Annotated in this window: 21 protein-coding genes and 1 pseudogene; 9 read left to right on the top strand and 13 right to left on the bottom strand. The window is 43.8% G+C overall.

The genetic code is table 11. The features are described from left to right. Positions 1 to 48: 48 nt before the first annotated feature. Positions 49 to 1,209, bottom strand: coding sequence for a FecR family protein (locus H8S64_RS10790; RefSeq protein ID WP_186976059.1), 1,161 nt, complete (start codon positions 1,207 to 1,209; stop codon positions 49 to 51). A gap of 56 nt (positions 1,210 to 1,265) precedes the next feature. Then, positions 1,266 to 1,835, bottom strand: a complete 570-nt coding sequence (locus H8S64_RS10785; protein WP_186976058.1) for an RNA polymerase sigma-70 factor — start codon at positions 1,833 to 1,835, stop codon at positions 1,266 to 1,268. A gap of 252 nt (positions 1,836 to 2,087) precedes the next feature. Between H8S64_RS10785 and H8S64_RS10780 the strand changes: the two genes are divergently transcribed. Beyond that, a complete protein-coding gene (locus H8S64_RS10780) occupies positions 2,088 to 3,428 on the top strand; it encodes an ATP-binding protein (RefSeq protein WP_186976057.1) in 1,341 nt (446 codons plus the stop codon). Positions 3,429 to 3,449: 21 nt separating this feature from the next. Continuing rightward, on the top strand, positions 3,450 to 5,087 hold the full coding sequence (locus H8S64_RS10775; protein WP_186976056.1) for a hypothetical protein: 1,638 nt from the start codon (positions 3,450 to 3,452) through the stop codon (positions 5,085 to 5,087). A 103-nt stretch (positions 5,088 to 5,190) separates the two neighbouring features. On the opposite strand, the gene scpA is transcribed toward H8S64_RS10775, so the two are convergent. From scpA to H8S64_RS10760, 3 genes are all read right to left on the bottom strand, one after another. Next, positions 5,191 to 7,347 (bottom strand): methylmalonyl-CoA mutase, encoded by a 2,157-nt coding sequence (gene scpA / locus H8S64_RS10770; protein WP_099291507.1) that lies wholly within the window; start codon positions 7,345 to 7,347, stop codon positions 5,191 to 5,193. A gap of 78 nt (positions 7,348 to 7,425) precedes the next feature. Further along, positions 7,426 to 9,306, bottom strand: a complete 1,881-nt coding sequence (locus tag H8S64_RS10765) for a methylmalonyl-CoA mutase family protein (RefSeq protein WP_186976055.1) — start codon at positions 9,304 to 9,306, stop codon at positions 7,426 to 7,428. A 321-nt stretch (positions 9,307 to 9,627) separates the two neighbouring features. Further along, positions 9,628 to 11,103 (bottom strand): S8 family peptidase, encoded by a 1,476-nt coding sequence (locus H8S64_RS10760; protein ID WP_186976054.1) that lies wholly within the window; start codon positions 11,101 to 11,103, stop codon positions 9,628 to 9,630. 358 nt (positions 11,104 to 11,461) lie between these two features. Between H8S64_RS10760 and H8S64_RS10755 the strand changes: the two genes are divergently transcribed. After that, entirely contained in the window at positions 11,462 to 12,358 is an 897-nt protein-coding gene (locus tag H8S64_RS10755) for a diaminopimelate dehydrogenase (RefSeq protein ID WP_186976053.1), read from the top strand. A 63-nt stretch (positions 12,359 to 12,421) separates the two neighbouring features. On the opposite strand, the gene H8S64_RS10750 is transcribed toward H8S64_RS10755, so the two are convergent. The 5 genes from H8S64_RS10750 to H8S64_RS10730 form a co-directional block, all read right to left on the bottom strand. Continuing rightward, positions 12,422 to 14,152: an ATP-binding protein gene (locus H8S64_RS10750; RefSeq protein WP_186976052.1), complete on the bottom strand. Its 1,731-nt coding sequence runs from the start codon at positions 14,150 to 14,152 to the stop codon at positions 12,422 to 12,424. A 328-nt stretch (positions 14,153 to 14,480) separates the two neighbouring features. Continuing rightward, positions 14,481 to 15,467, bottom strand: a complete 987-nt coding sequence (locus H8S64_RS10745; protein WP_186976051.1) for a fimbrillin family protein — start codon at positions 15,465 to 15,467, stop codon at positions 14,481 to 14,483. Positions 15,468 to 15,618: 151 nt separating this feature from the next. Further along, entirely contained in the window at positions 15,619 to 16,572 is a 954-nt protein-coding gene (locus H8S64_RS10740) for a DUF6562 domain-containing protein (RefSeq protein ID WP_186976050.1), read from the bottom strand. A 12-nt stretch (positions 16,573 to 16,584) separates the two neighbouring features. Beyond that, positions 16,585 to 17,598: a DUF3575 domain-containing protein gene (locus tag H8S64_RS10735; RefSeq protein WP_186976049.1), complete on the bottom strand. Its 1,014-nt coding sequence runs from the start codon at positions 17,596 to 17,598 to the stop codon at positions 16,585 to 16,587. 96 nt (positions 17,599 to 17,694) lie between these two features. Next, entirely contained in the window at positions 17,695 to 18,939 is a 1,245-nt protein-coding gene (locus H8S64_RS10730; protein ID WP_186976048.1) for a helix-turn-helix domain-containing protein, read from the bottom strand. A gap of 184 nt (positions 18,940 to 19,123) precedes the next feature. On the opposite strand from H8S64_RS10730, the gene H8S64_RS10725 reads away from it, so the two are divergent. From H8S64_RS10725 to efp, 5 genes and pseudogenes are all read left to right on the top strand, one after another. Then, on the top strand, positions 19,124 to 19,699 hold the full coding sequence (locus tag H8S64_RS10725; protein WP_099291519.1) for an L-threonylcarbamoyladenylate synthase: 576 nt from the start codon (positions 19,124 to 19,126) through the stop codon (positions 19,697 to 19,699). 69 nt (positions 19,700 to 19,768) lie between these two features. Continuing rightward, positions 19,769 to 20,455, top strand: coding sequence for a tRNA (adenosine(37)-N6)-threonylcarbamoyltransferase complex dimerization subunit type 1 TsaB (gene tsaB, locus H8S64_RS10720; RefSeq protein WP_186976047.1), 687 nt, complete (start codon positions 19,769 to 19,771; stop codon positions 20,453 to 20,455). A gap of 15 nt (positions 20,456 to 20,470) precedes the next feature. Then, entirely contained in the window at positions 20,471 to 21,352 is an 882-nt protein-coding gene (locus tag H8S64_RS10715) for a class I SAM-dependent methyltransferase (RefSeq protein ID WP_099291520.1), read from the top strand. Positions 21,353 to 21,364: 12 nt separating this feature from the next. Next, positions 21,365 to 22,233, top strand: a pseudogene (locus H8S64_RS10710) (BRO-N domain-containing protein). 159 nt (positions 22,234 to 22,392) lie between these two features. Further along, positions 22,393 to 22,962, top strand: coding sequence for an elongation factor P (efp, locus tag H8S64_RS10705; RefSeq protein ID WP_099291522.1), 570 nt, complete (start codon positions 22,393 to 22,395; stop codon positions 22,960 to 22,962). Between the two features lie 77 nt (positions 22,963 to 23,039). On the opposite strand, the gene rnc is transcribed toward efp, so the two are convergent. The 3 genes from rnc to H8S64_RS10690 are packed head-to-tail and all read right to left on the bottom strand — an operon-like array spanning position 23,040 to position 25,301. Beyond that, on the bottom strand, positions 23,040 to 23,780 hold the full coding sequence (gene rnc, locus H8S64_RS10700; protein ID WP_227216553.1) for a ribonuclease III: 741 nt from the start codon (positions 23,778 to 23,780) through the stop codon (positions 23,040 to 23,042). 24 nt (positions 23,781 to 23,804) lie between these two features. Then, positions 23,805 to 25,049, bottom strand: coding sequence for a beta-ketoacyl-ACP synthase II (fabF, locus tag H8S64_RS10695; protein WP_099291523.1), 1,245 nt, complete (start codon positions 25,047 to 25,049; stop codon positions 23,805 to 23,807). A 15-nt stretch (positions 25,050 to 25,064) separates the two neighbouring features. Further along, on the bottom strand, positions 25,065 to 25,301 hold the full coding sequence (locus H8S64_RS10690) for an acyl carrier protein (protein ID WP_018337766.1): 237 nt from the start codon (positions 25,299 to 25,301) through the stop codon (positions 25,065 to 25,067). 171 nt (positions 25,302 to 25,472) lie between these two features. Here H8S64_RS10690 and purN point away from each other — a divergent pair, with 171 nt between their 5' ends. Next, positions 25,473 to 26,042, top strand: coding sequence for a phosphoribosylglycinamide formyltransferase (gene purN / locus H8S64_RS10685; protein WP_186976046.1), 570 nt, complete (start codon positions 25,473 to 25,475; stop codon positions 26,040 to 26,042). Positions 26,043 to 26,131: the final 89 nt, after the last annotated feature.

The raw sequence follows: 26,131 nt of genomic DNA, 5'->3' as shown, positions 1-26,131 counted from the left end.
TGAATAATGACAGGTTGAGGATTGATCAGGTCTTCAACCTGTATTTTTTTATTTCTTTTGAATGATGATCCGTTCGTTCGCGACAATGAATCTGATGTCACGCGTGTATTCCAGCATCTTGAACAAGGGTAAGAGATCGTCATACCGTTTTAATCGTCCGCTGAATTTTATTTCCTTTAAATTCGAATCGGCAAATTCGATATTCACGTTGTACCAACGGGTGAAGATTTGCATTAACTCTCCTAACGGCATATCTTCAAATTCATAGTAACCGTCTTTCCATGAGGTGTATTGTCGTGTATTCACGGGGAAATAGTCTGCTTTTCGGGTTTCTTTGTTGTAAGCGACTTGCATTCCCGGTTTCATGACAAAATTGTTATCGCCGCATTGTGTTTCGACCCGCCCCTCTACCAATGTCGTTTTCACCCATGCTCCTTCCGGGTAGGCATTTACGTTGAAAGCGGTTCCCAATACACGTACGGCGACCTCTCCCGTGTGCACGATAAACGGGTGGCAGGAATCGGGTGTTACTTCGAAATAGGCCTCTCCGATTAAATATACTTCTCTTGTTCCCCCGATAAATTGGTCGGGGTAGCGCAGTGAACTCCCCGCGTTGAGGTATATCTTTGTTCCGTCCGGGAGAACCAGATTATATTCCGCTCCCAACGGGACGTTCATCGTGTAGTATTCTGCTTCTCTGATTTCCGATTCGTTGGACTTGACAATCAAGGTTTGTTTGTCGGTACGCATCTCTTTATTGCTATCGGACACGATAACGGTATTTGTTTTTTGGCTGAGAAGACGTTTTTTCCCGTCGGGCATAATCAGTTCTGCCGTCGGGCGATGGAGGGATAAACCGGAAATGTAGGTTTGATTGATGTCGGCTTCTTTGCCGGGTGTATTTTCTTGTCGGAAGATAAGGAAGAAACCGACCAACAAGATGATTCCGGCAGCACAAGACGACCAATAGATGAATTGGCGTTTTCTTCTCGCTTGACGGATTCGTTTTTCTACTTTAGTAAAAGCGACGGCTTCTTTCTGGTGTTTATCCAGAATCTTTTTTTGATGTTCCAGTTTTTGAATGATCTTTTCGACCTTCTCGTTTCGGACAGTAGCGTGTTTCCATTCTTCCAACAATTGCTTTTCCTCCTTCGTAAGTGGTTCTTTGTTTAGGATTTTCGCTAATATGTCATCTATGTTTTCCTTCATAATTTGCTGTTGTTTTCTTATATATTTTCAAAACGGCAAAAAAGGGTGATATGAATTTAGAGTTTTTCTGTTAAAAGAAGTAAAATTGATAAGAAGTGTTCTTCTTGAAGGTTTTCACGCAAAAATTTGAGGGCGGTTTTCATCTGAGTTTTCACCGTGTTGATGCTTGTTCCCAATTCGTCGGCAATTTCCTGATACGATTTATCATTCAGGCAAGCCATCAAGAATACCTTCCGGCATTTATCGGGAAGACGGTCTATCGTGTTGTAAAGTAGTTCGATTTCCTCCTGATGTTCCTCCCCGGTCATATCCTCGTACGTGTCGTTTTCCTTGAAAAAGGAGGAGTGTGCGTCAAACCTCTTCTTATATTCTTTCAAAAATAAGAATGCTTGGTTTTTGACCATCTTAAAGATAAATCGGTCTAAATCACCCGTGAAAGAATGAAGTCTTTTGTTGTTCCACAAGCTGAAGAAGCAATCCTGTACGATATCCTCCGCTGCCTCAAGATCGTTTAAAATATGATAACAGTATAGTAAAAGATTGTCATAATACCTTTCAAAAAGAAGGCGGAACGCACCGCTTTCGTCTTTTGTGATTAAATCTAATATGTTATCGCGTGGATTCATTCGTTTTTTTTACTTTCACAAATGTAGTGAACTCCAAGTTTGATGCAAATTATTTGGTGGAAATTAAGTAATTTTATGCAATGTGGTCGGGATGTCAAATGATTGGCAGAAGGAGAAATGGTATGGGATTTTTGTACCCTTTCTCCCGAAATGTGACAAATTATTCGAGAAAATACCCCCGAAATGTGACAAAAAGAAATAAAAATAGCCCCCGAAATGTAACAATCGTATGGAAATTAGTATATTTGTCCTATGGTAGAAAGAATCATAATTGGGGAATTACGGGCGTGGAAAACTAAGATATCAAGGAAACCCTTGATTCTTCGTGGAGCTAGGCAAGTCGGGAAAACGACGGCAGTGAATTTATTTGCCCGAGATTTTAAACAATATATTTATTTGAATCTCGAAACGGCCCGGGATCGCAATCTGTTTATTCAATATCCCTCTATTGATACGTTAATCCAAGCTATCTTTTTCGAAAAAGAAAAACTTTTGGAGGAAAAAGATACTCTTATATTTATAGATGAGATTCAAGAAGTTCCGGAAGCGTTGAGTATGTTGCGATATTTTTATGAGCAATATCCGCAATATTGTGTTGTTGCGGCAGGTTCTTTGCTTGAATCTTTGTTTGATACAAAAATTAGTTTTCCTGTTGGGCGAGTAGAATTCAAGGTGGTCCGTCCTTTTTCGTTTCAAGAGTTTTTATTAGCCATGGATGAGGGCAATGCTTTGAAGCAATATCATAAAATCCCCATGGATACTTTTGCTCACGACAAATTGCTATCGTTATTTCACTTGTATACGCTAATCGGGGGAATGCCGGAAATAGTATTATCGTATGCTGGCAGTAAGGATATTGTTGCCTTGACTTCCGTGTTTGATTCTTTGATAGGTACTTATTTGGATGATGTTGAGAAATACACGTCAACCGCGGGGCAAACTCAAATTATGCGTCACGCTATCAGATCCGTGTTTATGGAAGCGGGGAATCGGATAAAATTCAATGGTTTTGGTAATTCTGCGTATGGTTCACGAGAAATGGGAGAGGCATTGCGGACAATCGAGAAAGCAATGTTGATTCATTTGATTTATCCCACCACACAGACCGGTGAACCTTTTATGCCGGATATGAAGAAAAGTCCCCGTCTTCAGGTACTCGACACGGGAATGTTAAATTATATGGCTCATCTTCAAAAAGAGGTTTTTGGTACCAATGATTTGAACAATGTGTATAAAGGGCATATTGCAGAACATATTGTGTGCCAAGAGTTATTGGCTCATCAGATATCATTGCTCCATAAACCTCTTTTTTGGGTAAGTGAAAAGAAAGATTCTGTGGCAGAAATAGACTTTTTAGCCTATTTAGACGGTAGAGTGATTCCGATTGAGGTGAAGTCTGGAGCAACCGGACGATTGCGTTCACTTCACTTGTTTATGGATGCTTACCGGGGTAATGTTGCCGTTCGCTTATACGCGGGTGAGATTAGAAAGGATATATTGACAACTTCAAGTGGGAAAAATTATACCTTATTAAGTTTGCCTTATTATTTGACGGGGAAAATCGGAGAATATTTGAGAGAATTTGCTTTGTAGTGATTCAAACGTACAATATTTATGAAAAAACTTGTATTGTTATTTGTCTTGTATATTTCTTGTATTCGTTTTGCCGGGGCGACAGGGCAAGCGGGAGAGGTGATCATCATCGGGCAGGACACGTTGCAGTTGTTATCATGTCCCATAGAGGTAGATTCGGTATTGAGCCTTAAAGTCAGCACTTGTGCTGACAGGTGCGGGAGTTCAACCGGGTGTTGGCGGGGATACATAGGATGGTGGCGGCTGGAAAATGGAACGTTGTATCTTGAAAAACTTGTAAAGGAAGATAGAGATAGTTTGGGACGGGAAATTTTGATAGATACCAAAGATATCTTTGACGCTTACAATCGGGACGGAAAGATTGTTGCATCGTGGTTTACAGGAGGATTGAGAGTTGTCAAGGGAGAATGTATCTCCTATACGCACATGGATTTTTGGCGGGATTACGAGGAGGAGTGGATTTACCGGGTGGAACAAGGTAAGGTCGTTTCCCGACAGGTGTATCATAACGTTTCGAGAAAAGCGGCAATTTCTTCCGGGGACTTCATCATGTGGGTTGCCGATTTGTTTAATGGCGATCAGTTTCCGGAATTAAAAGACAAACATTTGTTTTTCAAGGCAAGAGTACTTCCCCGGTTTGACGGCTCTATTGACAGCATGAATATAGAGATTTGCGTTATGCCTTCCGATTCGGTGTCGCGTAAAGCTTTGCGCTATCGTAAATGGATAAAGAATGATTTTTCCAATCCTTACACTAAGGCAATAAAGGCTTATTTGGAGTTGCTCCCGGAGTGGGATTATCTCTCTATCCGAGATCAGGTGCGAGCGTACGAGTTGGCATGGGATCTTGTCGGGTGGGAAGGTAAGGGATGCAAGGCTTATGAAGAGCAATGTCTGTTGAAATCAAGTGCGGATGAGTTGTCATTGAATGATTCGATTTATCGTTTGCGGGAACATCCTCTCCAGTATGACATGAACTTGTTTACCCGCTTACGTTCCTTGTGGCAAAAAGCTCTTTTATCCGGGTATTTGTGGAAGTATTTCGCTTGTTGGGAAATCAGGAATGACCGTTTATACTTGGTGTCGTTGCATGATGGCAAGACAAAAGAGTCGATACCTTTGAGTTATATTTTCCCTCAAAACGCGGGGGAACCTGTTGAAGCTTCATGGTACACGGGAAAATTACTTTTACAGGGGAAAGGTCCCTTGGGACAAGGTTTTCCCTTGCATAAGATTTATCGTGAAGAGATCGTTTGTGAAATAGAGAAAGGAAAAATTGTTAGACAAACGAGATATGATAATTTTTTCAAAGAGGGAAACGAGAAAGCTCGGAACCGATACGAGAAAGAAATAGAAAACTTTGATTGGAAGCAGTTCCCGGATTTGAAAGATAAAAATATAGACTGCCAGTACCGCGTGTATCCCCGGATGGACGGGACGGTCGATTCTGTTTGTATTAATATCATTTTATCAGAAAAGAATGAGCCATGGAAGCAGGAAAAAATTGAAGACCCTCGGCATCCTTACGTGAAAATATGCCGGGACATACTTGGGAAAGTTCCTTCATGGGAGGTGATTCTTGAGCGAGGGGAGGTACGAACTGTTAAGGGGATAGTTCTTGTTAGAAGGTCTATTCCCAAATCGGAAGAAGATAATTAAAAATTGTGGTTGATTTTTTAAGTGAAATTTTAAACTCCGAAAGTGAAAAATGAAAGAGGAGAGTCTCTATGGATTCCCCTCTTTTCATTACATGAGTTACCTCTTATTTTTTAGCCAAGTCGATCAAAATTTCAAGGACTTGGATAGCACTCTTCGATACCTTGGTACCGGGACCGAATACGGCGATAGCACCCGCATCGAACAGGAATTGATAGTCTTGGTGAGGAATTACACCACCCACGTAAACGAGGATGTCTTCACGTCCCAATTTCTTCAATTCGGCGATAACGGCAGGTACAAGCGTTTTGTGTCCGGCTGCCAATGAAGATACTCCGACAACATGCACGTCGTTCTCAACGGCTTGTTTAGCGGTTTCTTCCGGGGTTTGGAACAACGGTCCCATGTCCACGTCGAACCCGAGGTCAGCGTAACCCGTTGCGACAACTTTAGCACCGCGGTCGTGTCCGTCCTGACCCATTTTGGCAATCATGATACGCGGACGACGTCCGGTCATTTCAGAGAATTGGTCTGCCAATTCTTTAGCCTTCCGGAAGTCTTCGTCTTCCTTGGCAACACTTGAATATACTCCGCTCACGGTTCTGATAACTGCTTTATAACGTCCGGCAACTTTTTCACATGCATCCGAGATTTCTCCCAAAGATGCTCTCTTCTTGGCTGCATCAACGGCTAATTCAAGCAAGTTGCCTTCGCCTGTTTCAGCACATTTGGTGATTGCTGCCAATGCGGCGTCAACCTCTGCTTGGTTACGGTTAGCTTTCAACTCGTGCAAACGACGGATTTGTGCTTCGCGTACGGCAGTGTTGTCCACCTCGAGGATATCGATCGGGTCTTCTTTTTCCAAACGGTATTTGTTCGTACCCACGATGGTTTGTGCACCACTGTCGATACGGGCTTGCGTACGAGCGGCAGCTTCTTCGATACGAAGTTTAGGAATACCGGACTCGATAGCGGCAGCCATACCACCCAATTTTTCTATTTCTTGGATATGTCCCCATGCTTTCTCTACCAGTTCTTGGGTCAGGCTCTCCACGTAGTAAGAACCTCCCCACGGGTCGATAGATTTACAAACGGTGGTTTCATCCTGTATATAGATCTGCGTGTTACGCGCAATACGCGCGGAGAAGTCGGTCGGAAGCGCGATAGCCTCATCCAACGCGTTGGTATGCAACGATTGCGTGTGTCCCAAAGCGGCACCCATAGCCTCGATACAAGTACGTCCCACGTTGTTGAACGGGTCTTGCTCGGTAAGTGACCAACCGGAAGTCTGGCTGTGTGTACGCAATGCCAGAGATTTCGGGTTCTTCGGGTTGAATTGTTTCACGATCTTTGCCCACAACAAACGTCCGGCTCTCATCTTGGCGATCTCCATGAAGTGGTTCATGCCGATAGCCCAGAAGAACGATAAACGGGGTGCGAAAGCGTCAATATCCATTCCGGCGTTTACCCCGGCACGCAAATATTCCAAACCGTCAGCCAAGGTGTATGCCAACTCGATATCGGCAGTAGCACCTGCTTCTTGCATGTGGTAACCGGAGATAGAGATAGAGTTGAACTTCGGCATATTCTTGGAAGTGTACTCGAAAATGTCAGCGATAATCTTCATGGAGAATTTCGGCGGGTAGATATAAGTGTTACGCACCATAAATTCTTTCAAGATATCGTTTTGGATGGTTCCTGACAATTGGTCGAGTGTTGCCCCTTGTTCCAATCCGGCAACAATGTAGAATGCCAAAATAGGAAGTACGGCACCGTTCATCGTCATGGAAACGGACATTTTATCCAATGGAATCTGGTCGAACAGGATTTTCATATCCATGATTGAATCCACTGCCACACCGGCTTTACCCACGTCACCGATTACACGCGGGTGGTCGGAGTCGTATCCGCGGTGAGTAGCCAAGTCAAATGCCACGGACAAACCTTTCTGTCCGGCAGCCAAGTTGCGGCGATAGAACGCGTTGGACTCTTCAGCGGTAGAGAATCCGGCGTATTGACGGATTGTCCACGGGCGCATCGGGTACATTCCGGAGTACGGACCGCGTAAATACGGGGGAATACCGGCAACATAGTCCAGATGTTCCATGCCTTTTAAATCTTCGGCCGTGTACACGGGTTTTACCGGTATCAGCTCGGGTGTCAACCAATTTTTTTCTATGTGATTAGCCTTTTCCCACTCGGCAGCGGCGGTCATGGCTTTCTCTGTTGACTTGATATCTATATCTTTGAAATTTGGTTTCATCTTTCAATTTTTGATTTATAATTTACGATTTACGATTCTTGATTTTTCAATCTAAAATCTAAAATCTGAAATCTAAAATTATTTAATTCCCAATAGTTGTTGGTATGCTTTCAAGTCTTCCAGCACGTTGCATTTCACGTGAACATAGTGCTTGATACCAACCTCTTCCAATTGAGGTCTGCTCTCCGGGTTACCGGCAACCACGATGATTGCCTTGTCTTTTAACGCGGCGTAAACTTCCGGGGCAATCGTTGCGTACTCGTCGTCAGAGCTACAAATTACCACGATGTCTGCCTTGTTATCGATACATGCTTTAGCACCTTCTTCAACTGTCTTGAACCCGTTGTTGTCCATTACTTGGAATCCGGCGCAAGCGAAGAAGTTGCAAGCGAATTGAGCTCTGGCTTTACGCATAGCTAAATTTCCCATCGGCAACATGTAAACCACCGGACGGTGTCCGTTCTCTTTTGCGAACATGTCGGTTCTCAAGCGCATAGCCTCGAACGCTTGTGTTCCACGGTAGGGTTTCAATGTTTCTACCACTGCATCCGGTGCGGTTTCGTCTTCCGGCTCTAGGATACAAGCGCAAAGTTCACGGTCAATCTTTTCGTTGAAGTTCGGGAATTGGTTCGTACCCAAGAAGTTTTCTTTCCGGTTAGCGATATCCTGATCTCTTTTCTGCGCGGTAGCTTTCACGGCTGCCTGAACGAACCCGTTCTCGATTGCTTTTACCATTCCGCCTTGTTCCTGTACTTGGAGGAATAATTTCCAAGCAGCCTCGGCAATGAATTGGGTCAATTCTTCGATGTAGTATGAACCACCTGCCGGGTCAACGATCTTATCGAAATGAGATTCTTCTTTCAACAATAATTGTTGGTTACGAGCCACGCGTTCTCCCAATTCGGAAGGATGGCATTCGTAGATATAGTCGTACGGGTGAACCGTGAACGAGTCAACACCGCCAAGTGTCGCGGACATGGTTTCCGTTTGTGTGCGGAGCATGTTCACGTTCGGGTCGTAAACCGTCTTGTTCCATTCTGATGTTTCAGCGTGGATATTCATCTTGCACACGCAGTCACAGCAAGGATTGTAAGCCTTCACGATCTTTGCCCACAAGTAACGGGCTGCTCTCAGTTTGGCTATTTCCATGAAATATTTTGAACCGGTAGCGAAGTGGAAACGCACGCGGGGAGCGACGTCCTTCACGTCCATTCCGGCGTCAGTCAAATTGTTTAAGTATTCTACTCCGGCAGCCAGACTGAACCCGAGTTCTTGCACGATGGAAGCTCCCGAGTTATTGAACACGTATCCACCCACTTCAATGGTCTTGAAGTTTTTCAGGGCAGCGGTACTTTCGGTAGCGGCTTTTACAACGTCAAACGGTTTGGCGTCGCAGAATTTACCTTGCAAAAGGAGTTTGCTGATCGGGTCGATGTTGATTCCACCTTTAATTTTCTCCGGATCAATGCCTTTTTCGGTAACATATTCCTTGAACAGATTCAAGATAGCTACCTTGTTGCAGCAAGCCACGAAATTGATTTCGATGCATTCCAGACAAATGTCTTTTAAAAGAGCGGCCATGTCGGCTTTCGTGAAATTCTTGCAATTGGAAAGTACGAAACCGAGAGAGTCAACACCTTTGTTCAAAATATCCAACGCTTTCTTGTTTGCCTCGGCAACATCCTCTACCATGATGTCTTGGCGTACAAACCACGCGTTGTTGTCTTTTTTATTACCTCTCACGAAAGGATATTCTCCCGGGAAGCACGCTAAGTTCTTGAGGTCTTTCATGTCTTCCAACCGGTACATCGGCTGCACGTTGAAACCCTCGTTTGTTCTCCAAACCAGCTTTTTATCGAAGTCAGCCCCTTTTAGGTCTGCAATGACTTTGTCCTTCCACTCCTGTGTCGTGTTGGGTGCAAATTCATTGAAAAGCTTTTCGTTTACATTCTCTGCCATAATAGATTTTTATGTATTTATTCTGTAACTGTTTGTTATTAAAAACGAAAGGCAAAATTAGGCGTTTTTGTATAAATAAAAAAGAAATTCTTCTTTATTTCTACCCCTTGATTGGATTATAAGTCTTTTTAAGAGTTGGAAGGGAGGGGTAATTTTAGATTTAATGATTTTAGATTTTAGATTATGTCCGGTAACAAGTGCTTTTATTTAAAGAATTTTTGCAGGAATTCAGGACTTCCCCAATCTATTTTGAATTGAGTGCTTGGTAAACTACCCCTCTAACTCCCCCTTACACGGGGGCGTTGAGTTCTCCATTTCGCCTTATCTCTTGTTCACGATTTGGTCTGCCATCTTCACGGCTTCATATGCGTTCACGATTCCACCTGCGATGCAGAGTGACGCGAAAGGAATTTGCACTGTTTCGCTATACAGGGAATATCCCAATGACCGGGACACGGTGTCGCCTCGCCGGGTGACTGCCGTTTGCATGATAATATTCTTCACTTGAATGGCGGACAATTCCGGATAATATGCCATTAATATCGCCGCTACCCCTGCCACCATCGGTGAAGCCATGCTAGTTCCGCCTTGTTGGGAATATTTGTTCCCCGAGACGGTGGAATTAATCGATTCACCCGGTGCAAACACGTCAACCTGTTTCTGCCCGAAATTTGAAAATATTGCCGGATTACCTTGTACATCAGATGCCCCGACAATCAGGAACGAGCGGATTCGTCTTTTCCCAATATAGGGCTTGGGGTAAAGGGTAATACTGTCGGCGTTTATACTGCTATTCCCTGCCCCTCGCACGAGCAGGACACCTTTCTTTTCCGCGTACGCTAACGCCTTTTGTACCCATTTTTCCCGTGGCGACATCCATTTCGAGAAACTCATGTTTATAATATTTGCCCCGTTGTCCACCGCGTAACGAATGGCATTCGCCACGTCTTTGTCATATTCGTCTCCATCCGGGATTGCTCGTACAATCATCAATTCCACGTGATTGGCAACACCGTCTATTCCAATACCGTTACCTCGTTCGGCACCGATGATTCCTGCGACGTGTGTGCCATGATCCCGTACCCGAATGTGTAACGAAGCCGACCAAAGAATGTTATTCCCGTAAAAACGATCATTCACGTTTTCCAGATTGTCACCGATCAAAGGGCGGTGGTCCTGCATGGGACCGAACAGATCCGTGAAATGCTTTTCCACGTTCGCTATTTTTACTTCGTCACCCTCTTCTTTTGCTTTTTCCAGTTCAAGATATATCTTTCCCACGGGAGATGTTTGAAAAAGATTACGCGAGCGGGTAAATTCCTTTTCTTCCCATTTATTTCGTTTCTTCGCGAATAACTCGTCATAACGTTCGCGGTGTAGCATGAAGTAACGGTTTCTTTCGTCAACCCCTCGTCCGATTACCGTTCCGTCACTTTTACCAAGGAAGTTCCAGCCATGAATATCATCCACGTAACCATTTCCGTCGTCGTCTATGCCGTTACCGGGAATCTCTTTCGGGTTCACCCACAAATTGGCCTTTAGATCCTCGTGGTCAATGTCTGTTCCCGAATCGATAACCGCCACGATAACTTTCCTCTTTTTTGGTTTATCCTTTAAAAACTCGTAAGCCCGCTCAACCTCCATACCGTAGACAGAATCCTTTGAGAACGAGAGCAACGGCCAATCTACGGGAGGCTTCTTTATCTCCTTAAAAGCTGTCGAAACTCCTTTAGTCTGAGCTGAAACACCCTCTGCCACACAGAAAAGTACTACCAAAGTAAACATTATAATCTTCATACTATTGATTTGAAATTATACATTAAACATCGTTCATTAATAGGGATAAGGATTGTACCTCTATCTTATGAAGTACCGGAAAATCTTAAAAAGGTCTATTGTGATGCCATGAATTAATTGTATTTGTACATCCGACTTTCTTGCCGGGGGCGAGAGAAAGTCATTACCGGGATAGAGAATGGAGGCCTGCCTTTGATAGAGAACTAAATCTGAACAAGTCTTTCACGTGTTGAATTTTTTTTTATTTGGGAGAACAGGTGTGGAATATTTAACAATCGGATGAATTCCATGTTCTTGTCTTTTGTCGGGAAAATATTATTTCGTAATTTGCGACGTTAATTTTAAAAGCAAAAAACACATGAAGAAAATTAGAGCAGCCATTGTCGGGTATGGCAATATCGGTCACTACGTGCTGGACGCACTGGAGGCGGCCCCCGACTTTGAAGTGGCAGGAGTGGTACGTCGGGATGCAGCGAATGTCCCGGCGGAGTTGAAGGACTATTTGGTCGTGTCGGATATTGCTCAAGTCAAAGATGTCGATGTGGCAATCTTGTGTACCCCCACTCGTAGCGTGGAGGAATACGCTTCCCGAATTTTAGCCATGGGAATCAACACGGTGGATAGTTTCGATATTCACACGGAAATTACCGGATTACATAAACGTTTGGGTGAGGTTGCCCGGAAGCACGGGAAAGTGGCTGTTATTTCAGCCGGCTGGGACCCGGGAAGCGACTCCGTGGTACGTGCCTTGTTGGAGGCTTGCGCCCCGAAAGGGATTACATATACAAATTTTGGTCCGGGCATGAGCATGGGACATACCGTTGCCGTGAAAGCCGTGAAAGGTGTAAAAGCCGCTCTTTCGATGACTATTCCAGTGGGAACGGGTATTCATCGTCGTATGGTGTATGTCGAATTGGAGGATGGATACGATTTTAAGGCTGTGGCGGAAGCTATCAAGACCGATCCTTATTTCGTGCATGACGAAACACACGTGATGCAGGTGGAGAGCGTGGATAACCTGAAAGATATGGGGCATGGCGTGAATCTTACCCGCAAAGGCGTATCTGGCAAGACTCAGAACCAGTTGTTCGAATTTGACATGAAAATCAACAACCCGGCATTGACGGGACAAATACTCGTGGCTACCGCCCGCGCTTCCATGAAGCAACAACCGGGATGTTACACGCTGATAGAGATTCCGGTGATTGATATGCTGTATGGCGATCGGACGGAGTTGATCAGGCATCTGGTGTAAATTTCTGTCGGGTAATATATATTAGCGGCTTCTCTGCTTGTGACAGATGGGGAAGCCGCTATTTTATATTACGATTTCATTTATCCGTTCCAATTCCCACCCCCGAAACTGCATCACGATGCAATGCAAGGCTGTGCCTTGAACCAATTGTTTCACACGCGGAGCCACGGCGTATCTTTTTATCTGTTCCACGGCTTCCAGCCATTGCGTTCCGGCTTTTGCTTCGGAGTCTTTCGCGGATAGGTATTTTAATTCCAGTATGTAACTATGCTTCACTTTATAACGTTGTAAGTCAGGCATCAGGAACAAGTCGCAATAGCCATGATTCAATTCCACTTCCGGGGCAATCAGGTAGTAAGCATTCGTGCTCAGGTAGGCGGTGAAGAATCCTTGGATATTACGTTCTCCTTCAATGGTGTCACGGACGGAGGAATTTTCTTTGTAGGTTTGGGCGATGAATGTCAATGCCTCGTGCCAATGACCGTCATAAGCCATGTCGTAGAACATCGAACCCAGCTTGTTCAAATTAATATATTTCCTGTTTTGGTACTCTTCCAGCATAAATTCGTAATATTGCTTACGGACGTTGTTGTTTGGAATCCCCAGTACCAAATCACTTCCGCGTGTGGCGGTGATGGTCAACATGCCATAATAGAACAACAGGCTGGGGAATATCTCAGGGTCTGCTATTTTGGCTGCCGAAAAGGTAGTTACCAGGTTGGTGACTATCTGCCCCTCTTCGGTTATTTTACGCAACACGCCTCTTCGGTCACCGTCCAAACGATCCAGTTGGATGAGCCGTTTCATTTTGTTGTAATCCGTGCGAGTGTTGGGGTCTATCATTTCTTTCGGTGATTTTCCAAGAGTCATGTAATGACGCAGGTAATAGAACACCATGTCACAATTGAATATCTTCGGGTCGCGTTCCAAGCTTTCTTCCGCGAAGCAGTAGTTATCATACCACGGCTTTATTTCCGCTATCATGGCTTCTATGTCTAGGTCAGTCGGTAGTTGTCCGGCATTTTTATAATATAGAATCATTTCGCGAACATCTTTTTCACTGAATCCCAGCATCATGTTGAATTGGAAGTCAGTACTGATATTCCAGCCGATGTTGAACCCGCTGGTTAGGTCGTCCAAGGTCACGGGACTGACCCCGGTCATGAAGATGCGCTCGAACATACCTTTGAATTTCTTGAAAATCTCGCGGTAGAACCCGCTAGCGTGTGTCAGGGCGTGATATACTTCATTGCCTTGTTCGTTGAGGACGACGTTGGTGAAGTTGTCATACTCGTCGATAATGAGGTAGAGCGATGCATCGGTATTGCGTGCTTTTCTGTCCAAAAAGTTCAACTTGTTGCTGAAGCCGGATTGTTCTTTCATCTCGCTTCTGAATCCCGGGTAATAGTATGACTCGTAAATCTGGGCGAAATCATCCAGACCACCACTGCAATAATCATCAAAGTTTTGAGCCAATGTCCCCCCGAACCCACCTACACGCGAGAAATCGAGGTAAAGTATTTGGAACTTTCCTTGTAATGGCGTGGGGTGCGAACCTATCCAAAGATTCCCGAATCGTTTCTGAAATGCACCTTTTTGATTGATATCGTAATACGCCCGTAGCATACTTAGGAAAATACTCTTCCCGAAACGGCGGGGACGGATAAAGAATAAATTGGAGGGTTGCTCTTCTAATAGGGGCAGGTACGCGGTTTTATCCACGTAATATTGGTTTTGTTCTACTACTTCCACGAAGTTGGAGATTCCATAAGGGATTTTTTTTATATTTTCCATAACTGCTCCAGTTTTTAGTTTGTACCCGTGAGTTAGTACAAAAGTAACTCTTTCTGCTTGAAAGAACAAGGAATGGGAAAGAAAGTTAGATGAGTACGAGGAGGGGGTATGCTGATTTTGAAAGGAAAATACTGTTGACGGAATAATTAAGGCTTTATTGGAGATCGTTTCTTTGCAGGTGGAGGGGACGGAGGCAAAATTTGTTGTGTGAAAAATGGATGAAACCCGTAAGGATTCCATCCATTTTTTTCATATTGTGGTATCTTTCAATTTATTCCTGCATTTTCTGGTGTCTACAATATTTGCAGGATAGTTGTGTGGATTTTTTTTATTCTACGGTTCCTGCTCCTGTTTTAGTAGATTCTGTCCATGCTTCAATTGTTGCAGAAGGTTGTACTTCAGACAGAGAGAAAGTTAATGTGATGGTGTATTTTTTTCCAACCTCAAGACCGCTACTTCCTCCATCAATAGTAGCGTTAATTGTTAATCCATCATCTGTAAAAATGGTTGTGTATATTTTTAATTTTATAGGAGTTGCGGTTTTACCTAATTCTGTATTAGAAAATACCATAACTTCACTTCCAACGACTGTTGCTGTTGCTGTAATTTCTTGCTCTGTAGTAGGAGTAATTGTAAACAATGCTGTTGTTGTTGGTGGTGTAGTTACACTAAGTGCCGGTGTTGCTCCTAGTGTTAATTCTAATGTTGTGGGTTGTTCAAGTATTTCAATTTTAGTAATTTTTCCAAACGTATTTTGGATGTTGCTTACAGGAATTCCTGAAGCACTTTGTATATTAATACTAAGTTGGGAAAGTAAATGGTTAAATGTGAATGATTCGAAAGTTGAGGTTTTGTCTTTACTCTGTGATGCAGTTGCCATTATATCATCACCCCCATCAATAGTTATAGCAATTTTACCATTTGTTAAATTTCCTTTTACAGCTTCTCCAACGTGGTAACCAATGAGATGTGATTTGAGGGTGGCGTCGGAATTGTAGTATTGAGGATTTGGAGTTGTCCTTCCTGCTTCTGAGTAGAAAGAGATTTTAGAGTCTGATTTATTTATTTTTGCGAATAACTCTGTTGTACCAGTAGCCCAATCGGCAGTTGCCGCATCTGTGGCTCGTGCAAAAAAGACATTTAAGTCACTAGTAAGTGTTGATGGTATTGCGGCTCTTCCTGTTGCTTCAACCATTCCAATTCCTGCACTTAATTTTATCTCCACCGGAGCGTTCGGGTCAATCTCGTCTTCTGAAGTTGTGGTACAACTTGTCATAGCTGCTATGGCAAGTAAAGAGAAAATCATTTTTTTCATATCTTGAATTTTTAATTATTGCTTTTGCAAATGTGAGCCGTTTTTGGAAAGGGGGATGAGTAATATGTAAAAAACAAATTCTATTTACTTTTTCGCTATCGTTTTGTATGAATTTTAAATTTTGTACGTATTCGTAATTTTTTCATGAGGATTATTCTACGGTTGTGCCATTGTTTTCGTCTGGGTCTTCAAATTGTTGGGTGAGGAAATCATCAGAAATCGTGGTAAACTCACCTCGCCGGATGGGAATGGATATGTTTTTTACTTTTTGGATAAGTTTTCCGGAAGCAGAGTAAAAGAAAAGGTCGACGGCGATATCCGATGAATCGGGGGAAACGAACGCGTGGTCGTGGGCGATGAGGGCGGTATTGTCGGACTGTATTCTAATTTCAGTTGTGAAATTGATATTGGTGCTGAAATCATTCAAATTAGCGCATTGATTGCCCACGTTGTAACCGTATGGGTAATAATTCCGGTATTTTATGACTGTCGTGACGGGAGCATCGTGCGGGTGTTCCTGTATGTATTGTTGATAGTCAGTGGCGAGAATGTTGAAGCTGCCGAAGGGAAGGGTAAGATTTAATGTCGTGGAGGTATTCGCATGTTTTTGACCTTTAAAATCGGAAAGGTCTATGTCATGATTACCCGCGAAGGCTCTCTTTTGACTCGTACATGCTTGGTAGGGTTCTGTTACTTTGACCGAGGATAAATGTTTTGTATTGTAATAGCAGCCGGATGGGTTTTCCCGGGGGATGTAATCTATCCAGACTCGGATATTATTTTGCACGGGAGATATTTTCACTGGAAAAGCGAGGGTGTCACCATTCACGAGGGGAGAGGAGGTGATAAATACCGTCTGACGGGTGGTGTCACTTTTCATTTTCATGATTTTTGGTGTAACCTCAAACGTGTAACGGGTATCCATGGATGTTGCTCCGGAATGGTCGATTTGTACGGTTGTGTCTTCGGGAAGGATGAATATCATATACACGTCGACAAGTGTCGGGTCTATCCCCTCGTTTTCCGGTTCCTCGCGGATCAGGGAGCAGGAGTAAAAGAAAATGAGCCATAACAGAAAGAAAATATTGTATCGTGATCGTTGCATGGTGAAGATGATTTAGAATTTGTATCGAAGATTTACTCCCAATCGGGTGATGCCCCAGTAGTTGAGGGTATAAGTATTGTTTCGTGCGCCTTCGGGTATATTATAATAAGTATCGTACCGGATATGCATGTAGCCGCCTCCAATGTTAAATTCCATGCCCCAGCGTGGAGAAAAGAGAAACGAGTAACCGTAGGATATTCCGCCCCCGTATGTTGTTTCTTGATTTTGGTAGCGTGTTTTGTTGTCCAAGGCAATATTGAACCATCCGACGTTGGCGTGTAGCCCGAGGAAGGAACCCGTGAAGGCGTTACGAAGCCAGTACCGGAGTTCCGGCTGGAAGGCGAGTACCCGGAGTTGGTAAGAGGTTTTTATTTTGAAGGGACTGAACAGGATAGGGATGTCTGTCGTTATTCTAGGAGCGATTTGTAGTTCGATTCCCAAGTTGGTAACGGTTGCCAGATTGAAAATCAAGTTGGCTTTTACGGCGAAATGGAAGGGACGTCGTATCCGTTTGTTACTTAATAACCCGGGTGTTCGGGATACGGGGAGAATAGAAAGTTGCGGCGGTTGATTTGCTGGTGTTGTTTCTGAGGCTTTGCAGGAGATGTGTGTCATGATCAGATGGACGCTAATCCCGATACCGTTTTGCTTGCTTGGGAGTGTTGTATGGTTGCGGGTGATAAAATGCTCTTCCCGAAGCCCGTGTTGTATGATAAGGTATGATTTAAGCTGCCGACTTCGTTCACGGGCAACGTCCAGATTCATGGAGGAAGAGGAAAACGAGGAACAATACCCGTTGACTTTCAACACGGCACGTCCGTTGTCGAGGTCTTCCTTATGCATGGAGATCAATCGGGAAAGGGACACGATGTCTTTTTGGGCATAGAGTTTCGTGTTCCCTTTTTGGAAAAAGAGTAGTATCACGGAGTCCCGGTCGACTTGTAAATATCGACGAGCATTCTCCGTACCGAACCCCGCTATGGTGTGAAGCGATAGCAATAGTGTGAAGAGAATGGATTTCGTCATGGGATACTTTTTTTACTCGTTGGCAAAGAAAAGGAATCACGGGCGGAATCATTTTAAAGAAAGTAAAAATATAACTTTTGTACGTATTCAAAACTTTTAAACGGGTTCTACATATCGTTGTTTCCACTGCTTGGGGGTAATACCTTCGTTGAGTTTGAAGGAGGAGATAAAAGAGGAAAGCGAGTTGAAACCAACCAGAGAGGCTACCTCTTGAATTTGCATTTCGGGATGTTCGATGAATAGAATGGTCGCTTTCTGGATACGGTATTTATTGACGAATTGGTAGAAACTAAAACCGAATTCGTTATTGATGAGATTAGAGATATAAGTACGGTTTGTCCCGAGAAGCGCGGCAACGTCGTTTATGGTGAGATTCCCGTTCGTGTATATTTCTTTCTCGTCGAAAAGATGAACAAGTTCGTCTTTCATCTTCTCTCTTTTCATCCCTAAGTTCTTCAGGTATTTTTCGGGAAGAGGGGGGAAAACGGGTGATATTTCGTCCTCTTGTTCTATTGTCAATTCATCCGGACAGCTTTTTACTTCACACGGGGGAAGCGGCTCTTCCTTGACTTGCGCGTGTTGAGGGGTATAGCATATATACGGTTCGTTGAGGGCGTGGATGAAAAGGTGGGACACGAAACAGATAAAACTAAGATGAACAAGGTAATTGCTCCATGCCGCTTGGGTAAAAGACGTACAAAGCATGATTACGGCATAAAGAATAGCCAAGGGGATGGCATGATTCAGCCAGCGGAGGTCTATATTTTCTTTGGAAGAATAGTTTTCTTCCACGGTTTGAACGTGTTTCCGTTTTAATTTGAGGATACGCGAGGTGTAAACGGTAATCATGGAAGCCTGAATCGTCAGACAGATATATCGAAAAATGGAAAAGAGAGAGTTTTTATCATAGAACTCCCGTTGAAAAAGGTTCTCTTCCTCTTCAAGAGGGAAAAGTAACAGGCCCGCGACAAGCATGACGATACCCGGCATGAAATGTAACCAGATTTTCTCCGGGGCTATTTTTTCCGGTTTCGTGAGTTTCCGGAAATAAAAGAAATACATGGGGATCAAGAATAAATGGATCGTGATATCAAAACCGGGCAAGAAGAACTCGTTTGTTCGGTACGCGTGTATATCTTGAATCATGTCGGGGATGAAAAGCAAGCCGGAGAATGTGAGCACGACTCCCAGTACCCGCCGGGGGTGCATTCCGGCTTCTTCACTATACGCGGCTCCCTTTAAGATCAGTAACGTGATACCGCAGAACAGGGGTATAACAAAAGAGAGGACGTATGAAAAATACATCCAGAATGTTGCCGAAAATAGACTATCATTCATCATGTCGCGCAATGTTGTCGATTTACCTTCTTTGACGTGGCAAATATAATACAAATTGTGTCTATTTCGAGGGTGTTTGAGCGTTTGGAATGTTAATTAACAAAAGGGATTAAAATTGATTCTTTAAAAATTGACATCCTGCCGTAAACTTTGTACTTTCGTCCCATCTATATTAGAATCAGGTTTCATGAATGATGAAAAACTAAAAGAAGAAGTTCGCAAGGCTTGCGAAATCTTACGAAACGGTGGGGTAATTCTTTACCCGACGGACACGATATGGGGTATCGGCTGTGACGCAACGAACGAGGACGCCGTGAAAAAGGTGTACGAGTTGAAGCACCGGGAAGACTCCAAGGCCATGTTGGTTTTGTTGGATGATGTCGGGAAATTGGCTTCTTATGTGACAGTACCGGATATCGCTTACGATTTATTGGAGGTGAACGACAAACCGATGACGGTTATTTACCCGGGTGCGAAGAATATGGCAAAGAATCTGATTGCGACGGATGGAACAATCGGCATCCGGATCACCTCGGAGGCTTTCACGAAAGCGTTGCTTTACCGTTTCCATAGACCCATCGTGTCAACTTCCGCGAACATCAGTGGTGAGCCTTCCCCGAAGTGTTTTGCCGAGATCAGCGATGCCGTGAAAGCGGCAGTGGATCACGTGGTGGATTACCGTCAGGGAGAAACCGCTAATCCCGCCCCTTCCAGTATCATCAAGCTGGGCGCGGGCGGAGAAATCCAAATCATCAGAAAATAATAACCTGAATTTTGGAAGTTGTGGATGGCATTCATTTTCAATTTTAAATTTTCAATTTTCAATTGTTTTATGGCTTTAATTTTAAATATCGATACCTCCACGGATATTTGCTCCGTGGCAATAGCCCGGGAGGGGAAGGTGATTGCGTTGAAAGAGAATAACGAGGGTTTCAATCATTCTACTTTATTAGGCGTGTATGCGGATGATTTGCTGAAGGAAAACGGTTTGACCGCGAATGATCTGGATGCGGTTGCCGTGAGTATGGGACCCGGTTCATACACGGGGTTGCGTATAGGAGTTTCTTTAGCCAAGGGAATTTGTTTCGGTGCGGGCAAGCCCTTGATAGCCGTGAGTACCTTGGAAGCTCTGGCGAATGCCGTTGCCGCAAGGAAAGGCGAAGGCGGGTATTATTGCCCGATGATTGATGCTCGTCGCATGGAAGTGTACACGGCGGTTTTTGATCGGGAGGGGATTACCGTGAGGGATATTCATGCCGAAGTGATAGAGGAGGGTGCGTTTGCCGATTTGTTGGAGGGGCATAAGATGTTTTTCTTCGGGAACGGGAGTGATAAGGTAAAGGAGGTTATACGCCACCCGAATGCTGAATTTATTCCGGGGGTAGAAACTTCCGCGGCTAATATGACACTGCTTGCCGAACGGAAATTCGAGGCGGGCGATTTCGAGGATGTGGCTTACTTTGAGCCTTTTTATTTGAAGGATTTCGTGGCTACCGTGCCGAAGCGAAAAGTTTTGTGATAAAAATTATTTGTGATGAATATAAAATTACTGAACCCGTCGCATTGGACGGATTACGAGTTGATAGATAGTGGTGCTTTCGAGAAATTGGAGCGTTTCGGACGTTACGTGATTGCACGACCGGAGCCGCAGGCTATATGGAATAAATCGCTTTCCGACGAGGAATGGCATCAACGGGCGGATGCTTATTTCAAGAAAGACAAGAAGAACGAGGATCGGGGAGAGTGGGTTTGCAAACCGAAAATGTTACAGCAGTGGTTCGTGAACTACCGGTACGGGGATATGGCTCTCCGGATGCGCTTGGGGTTGACTTCTTTCAAGCACGTGGGGATATTCCCAGAACAGGCGGAGAACTGGGATTTTATATTCGAGCAAGTGAAACGGATTGGCACGGGGGCGAAAGTGCTGAACTTGTTTGCTTACACGGGAGGGGCTACTTTAGCCGCGAAGAGTGCGGGGGCGGATGTTACTCACGTCGATTCGGTGAAACCCGTGGTGTCTTGGGCACGGGAAAACATGGAAGCCTCCGGTTTGGACGGGGTACGTTGGATCGTGGAGGACGCTTTGAAATTCGTGCATCGGGAAGTGCGGCGAGGGAAAAAATATAACGGGATTATTCTTGATCCGCCTGCCTATGGACGCGGTGCGAATGGCGAGAAATGGGTACTCGAGGAGAATATAAACGAATTGATAACCCTTTGTGGTCAGTTGTTAGAACCGACGAACAGCTTTTTGGTGTTGAATTTATACTCTATGGGACTGTCAGCCTTATTAGCCCGAAGCGTGGTGCGTCAGTTGGTCGGGGAATGTCGTGGCGAACAATTCGGTGAATTGTATTTTACCGATTCATTTGAAAAAGCGTTACCGTTGGGGGTGTATTATAGATTATGGCGTTAATAAGAAGAAGTTATGACACAAAAAGAAGCTGTACAATTATTTGAAGCGAGAAAAGTCCGTACCGTTTGGGATAGCGAACAGGAGAAATGGTATTTTTCTGTCGTGGACGTGGTGGCTGTGTTGACAGATAGTCCTAATCCGCGGAATTATTGGAAAGTACTTAAACATCGATTGATTAAAGAAGGGAATGAGTCGGTTACAAATTGTAACCAACTGAAATTACGGTCATCGGATGGTAAATATTATAAAACAGATGTTGCAGATACTGAACAACTATTCCGGTTAATTCAATCCATTCCTTCCCCTAAAGCAGAACCGTTTAAATTGTGGATGGCGCAAGTTGCCAAGGAACGTTTAGACCAATTACAGGATCCTGAACTGTCGATCGAGCAAGCCATGCTGGATTACAAACGATTGGGATATTCTGACAATTGGATAAATCAACGTTTGAAAAGTATTGAGGTACGCAAAGAACTCACCGACGAGTGGAAACACCGGGGTGTAAAAGAAGGGCAACAATTCGCGACGCTGACGGATATCATAACACAAGCTTGGGCTGGAATGACAACCAGAGAATACAAGCAGTTTAAAGGACTGAAGAAAGAAAATCTCCGGGATAATATGACTAACATGGAGTTGATCTTGAATATGCTTGCCGAAGCCACGACAACTGAAATCTCGAAAGAAAGAAAACCGGAATCCTTTGAAGAAAGTCAACGGGTTGCTCAACAAGGGGGACGAATAGCGGGTATACCCGGAAAGAAATCGAAGCCCAAACAGGTAAGAATATAATTTCTCCATTAAACGCTAAGAAGCATTTGCAGCTTGATGATTCGGGAGAAAAGAAAAATGATCATCAAGAAACACCGGAACTTGAATAAGAATAAAAAAATCACTTGCTCGAGAATCATCCATCGTTCTAACTTTATATCTTTGGAATCTGCGATTTAAAATAGTAAATCTAAAATTTTCAGATTTATGCTGATTTTCTTATCTTTGCACCCTCAATGAAAAATATTAAATCTAAAAAATAATACTAGATGGCAACTACCGCTGATTTTAGAAATGGATTATGCATCGTTTTCAAAGACGATTTATACAGAATTGTACAGTTTCAACACGTGAAGCCCGGTAAAGGACCCGCTTTCGTGAGAACTAAAATGCAAAATATCAAGACCGGTCGTACGCTTGAGAATACGTTCACTTCCGGGGTAAAAATTGATGTTGTGCGTATCGAAAGGCGCCCGTATCAATTCCTGTACATGGAAGGTGAAGACTATATTATGATGCATACCGAAACTTACGAGCAAATTCCAATCGCTAAAGATCTGATCAACGCTCCTCAATTCTTGAAAGAAGGCGATGCTGTTGAAATGGTTGTACATGCTGACACGGAAACTCCCTTGTATGTAGAATTATTGCCGACAGTTGTTCTCGAGGTAACTTACACGGAGCCGGGATTGAAAGGCGACACCGCTTCTTCTACGGCATTAAAAGCTGCCGAGGTTGAAACTGGGGCAAGAGTAATGGTTCCTCTCTTCATTAATACCGGTGAGAAAATCCGCATCAAAACAGAGGACGGAACATACGTGGAACGCGTGAGAGATTAGTAATTTACGATTTTAGATTTTAAATTTTAGATTGAAAAAAATAATTTGAAATTTAAAATCTAAAATTTAAAATTGAATTAGATTTCAATCTCTCCATTCGCTTCGGCTTGGAGTTTTTGGATAACCTTTTCGGCGGAGTTTTGCTCCGCTTCTTTTTTGGATGCTCCCACGCCTCGTGCCATGATAGTTTCGCCGATAGTAATCGTGCAGATGAATTTCGAGCGACGGGCGTTTCCTTCCAGTGTGTCGATTTTAAGGTCTGCTTTTTGTTTCTGTGCCCATTCGATAAGGCGGCTCTTGTAATTCTTATCGACGTAAACGAGGTCTTCCAAATTCACGTAATGAGGGAAAATATAATTCTCGATAAATGCTTTTGTCTTATCGTAACCTTGATCGAGATAGATTGCCCCGGTGAAAGCCTCGAATACATCCCCGTAGATGTGTTTGTTTTTGGAAATATCCGATTTGGCGATAACCTCTTCGCTCAATCCCATTTTGATAGCGATGATGTTTAACGATTCCCTGCTCACGATCTTGGAACGCAAGCGGGTCATGAAACCTTCATCTTTGTTGGGGAAGAATTTATACAGAATTTCAGCGACAATAGCTCCCAGAACGGCGTCTCCCAAAAATTCCAATCGCTCGTAATTCAGGACAGCTCCGCTTTTCGTGTATCTTGATGCCGATTTATGCAGCAATGCCAAGGTGTACAAGCCTCTATTGCCGGGTATAAAACCCCATTCTGTAATAGACAATCCATAAAACTTTTCTTTCCGATGAAGATAAAGTTTTATGGATTGAATTATTTTACTAATCACTTTCCAAATGTTTTTAGTTAGTGATTATTTTTTAAACACTACGCAAGCATTGTGACCTCCGAAACCGAAAGTGTTACTAATGGCTACATTGATTTTTCTTTCCTGAGCCTTATTGAACGTGAAATTCAGCTTCGGATCCAGTTCCGGATCGAGATTGCTGAAATTAATGGTAGGGGGTACAATGTCGTTTTTCACAGCCAAGACACAAGCGATTGCCTCCAAGGCACCGGCGGCGCCTAATAAATGTCCTGTCATTGATTTGGTAGAACTGATGTTCAACTCGTAAGCGTGTTCTCCAAATGCTCTCTGAATGGCCTTAGGTTCTGCCACATCTCCTAACCCGGTTGACGTCCCGTGCACGTTAATATAATCAACGTCTCGCGTGGTAAGTCCGGCATCTTCTACGGCGAGCAACATCACGTCACCGGCACCTTCTCCGTTCGGATCGGGAGCCGTCATGTGATAGGCATCACAGTTTGAAGCACCGCCGGCGAGTTCGGCGTAGATATGGGCACCTCTTTTAACAGCATGTTCGTACTCTTCCACGATCAGGCAAGCACCACCCTCGCCAATCACGAAACCGTCACGATCCGCGTCGAAAGGACGGGAAGCCGTTTTCGGGTCGTCATTGCGAGTCGACAAAGCCTTCATGGAGTTGAAACCGCCTACTCCCGGGGGGGTAATGGCTGCTTCCGATCCACCGGCAATGATCACGTCTGCTTTTCCTAACCGGATAAGATTTAATGCATCTACTAACGAGTGTGCGGATGAAGCACAGGCTGATACGGTCGTGTAGTTCGGGCCTTTCAGACCTTCTTCTATAGCGATCATAGCTCCGCCCATGTTAGCAATCATCTTGGGTATAAAGAATGGGTTGAATCTGGGTGTGCCGTCTCCCAATGCAAATGTTTTACATTCTTCGTAGAATGTATCCAATCCCCCGATACCTGCTCCCCAGATTACTCCGATTCTCTTTCTGTCCTCTTGCGAGAAATCGAGTCCGGCATCTTTCACAGCCTCTCTGGAACAAATCAGAGCGAATTGGCTGTAAAGATCCATTTTACGGACTTCCTTCTTGTCGAAGTATTCCGTGGGCTCGTAGTTTTTAACTTCGCAAGCGAATTGCGTGCGAAATTTAGATGCATCAAAACGAGTAATAGGACCGGCGCCACTGACGCCAGCTTTCAAGTTTTCCCAAAATTCAGCCACATTGTGACCTAAAGGGTTGATAGTACCAAGACCAGTTATTACTACTCGTTTGAGGTTCATAAAATCAATATTAAATTATTGAGCGTTAGCTTCAACGTATGCAATCGCGTCACCCACGGTAGCGATTTTCTCGGCTTGATCGTCCGGAATAGTAATATTGAATTCTTTTTCCAATTCCATGATCAACTCTACTGTATCCAAAGAGTCAGCGCCTAAATCATTTGTAAAAGTTGCACCCGGTGTAACTTCTGATTCGTCAACTCCTAATTTATCAACGATGATAGCTTTAACTCTGTTTTGAATGTCAGACATAACATTAAATTTTAATTAGACATTTTTTAAATTCACACTAACGTCTATAACAGACGTCATAACTCTCTAAGTTCGGGCGCAAAGTTAGAGAATTTATTTTTCCTAGAAAATTTTTTGGCATGAATAAACTCTTGCTTATCTTTATGCGTTTGATATTTAATAGATTACAAGATGAAAAAAGTTGCAATATTTGCCTCTGGATCAGGTTCTAACGCCGAAAACATCATTAATTATTTCGAAAACGACACCGAAAATGTCGTGAAAATCGTGTTTTGTAACAAACCGAACGCGTACGTTTTGGAACGGGCGAAACGATTGGGGGTTCCTTCCTTCGTGTTTAACCGGGATGAATTTTATCATTCCGGCTTAGTAATAAACGAGTTGAGGCGTCTGGAGATCGATTTTATCGTGTTGGCGGGCTTCATGTGGAAGGTCCCGGATGCTATTATCGAGGCTTATCCCGACCGGATCGTCAACATCCATCCTGCGCTTTTACCCTCTTACGGCGGTAAGGGAATGTACGGTATGCACGTGCACGATGCCGTCATCGCGGCGGGAGAAAAAGAAAGCGGCATCACGATCCACTACGTGAACGGTCACTATGACGAGGGGGCTGCCCTGTTTCAAGCAAAATGTACCATCACCCCTGAAGATACCCCCGATACCTTGGCGGAAAAAGTACACGCCTTGGAATACGAACATTTTCCGCGAGTGATAAAAGAAGTGTTGGAAAAACTCTAAAGAGTCTTTCTAATTTTAAATTTTAGATTTTAAATTGAATGATTGCCGATTGTGGAATTTAATGTTTGTCAATCGTGTAATTCATTTTC

It is taken from the genome of Butyricimonas hominis, from assembly GCF_014287455.1.
Lineage (GTDB): Bacteria > Bacteroidota > Bacteroidia > Bacteroidales > Marinifilaceae > Butyricimonas > Butyricimonas muris.
The sequence above is the reverse complement of the archived record's forward strand: the minus strand, read 5'-3'. Positions and strand labels throughout refer to the sequence as shown.

Excerpts from the sequence above, each read along its gene's own strand:
- tsaB (WP_186976047.1), top strand. The coding sequence starts at position 19,769 with ATGGCTTTAATTTTAAATATCGATACCTCCACGGATATTTGCTCCGTG.
- H8S64_RS10765 (WP_186976055.1), bottom strand. The coding sequence starts at position 9,306 with ATGGCAGAGAATGTAAACGAAAAGCTTTTCAATGAATTTGCACCCAAC.
- H8S64_RS10775 (WP_186976056.1), top strand. The coding sequence starts at position 3,450 with ATGAAAAAACTTGTATTGTTATTTGTCTTGTATATTTCTTGTATTCGT.
- H8S64_RS10730 (WP_186976048.1), bottom strand. The coding sequence starts at position 18,939 with ATGATGAATGATAGTCTATTTTCGGCAACATTCTGGATGTATTTTTCA.
- H8S64_RS10785 (WP_186976058.1), bottom strand. The coding sequence starts at position 1,835 with ATGAATCCACGCGATAACATATTAGATTTAATCACAAAAGACGAAAGC.
- H8S64_RS10745 (WP_186976051.1), bottom strand. The coding sequence starts at position 15,467 with ATGAAAAAAATGATTTTCTCTTTACTTGCCATAGCAGCTATGACAAGT.
- H8S64_RS10690 (WP_018337766.1), bottom strand. The coding sequence starts at position 25,301 with ATGTCTGACATTCAAAACAGAGTTAAAGCTATCATCGTTGATAAATTA.
- fabF (WP_099291523.1), bottom strand. The coding sequence starts at position 25,049 with ATGAACCTCAAACGAGTAGTAATAACTGGTCTTGGTACTATCAACCCT.
- efp (WP_099291522.1), top strand. The coding sequence starts at position 22,393 with ATGGCAACTACCGCTGATTTTAGAAATGGATTATGCATCGTTTTCAAA.
- H8S64_RS10740 (WP_186976050.1), bottom strand. The coding sequence starts at position 16,572 with ATGCAACGATCACGATACAATATTTTCTTTCTGTTATGGCTCATTTTC.
- H8S64_RS10725 (WP_099291519.1), top strand. The coding sequence starts at position 19,124 with ATGAATGATGAAAAACTAAAAGAAGAAGTTCGCAAGGCTTGCGAAATC.
- H8S64_RS10790 (WP_186976059.1), bottom strand. The coding sequence starts at position 1,209 with ATGAAGGAAAACATAGATGACATATTAGCGAAAATCCTAAACAAAGAA.
- purN (WP_186976046.1), top strand. The coding sequence starts at position 25,473 with ATGAAAAAAGTTGCAATATTTGCCTCTGGATCAGGTTCTAACGCCGAA.
- H8S64_RS10755 (WP_186976053.1), top strand. The coding sequence starts at position 11,462 with ATGAAGAAAATTAGAGCAGCCATTGTCGGGTATGGCAATATCGGTCAC.
- H8S64_RS10735 (WP_186976049.1), bottom strand. The coding sequence starts at position 17,598 with ATGACGAAATCCATTCTCTTCACACTATTGCTATCGCTTCACACCATA.
- H8S64_RS10715 (WP_099291520.1), top strand. The coding sequence starts at position 20,471 with ATGAATATAAAATTACTGAACCCGTCGCATTGGACGGATTACGAGTTG.
- H8S64_RS10780 (WP_186976057.1), top strand. The coding sequence starts at position 2,088 with ATGGTAGAAAGAATCATAATTGGGGAATTACGGGCGTGGAAAACTAAG.
- H8S64_RS10760 (WP_186976054.1), bottom strand. The coding sequence starts at position 11,103 with ATGAAGATTATAATGTTTACTTTGGTAGTACTTTTCTGTGTGGCAGAG.
- scpA (WP_099291507.1), bottom strand. The coding sequence starts at position 7,347 with ATGAAACCAAATTTCAAAGATATAGATATCAAGTCAACAGAGAAAGCC.
- H8S64_RS10750 (WP_186976052.1), bottom strand. The coding sequence starts at position 14,152 with ATGGAAAATATAAAAAAAATCCCTTATGGAATCTCCAACTTCGTGGAA.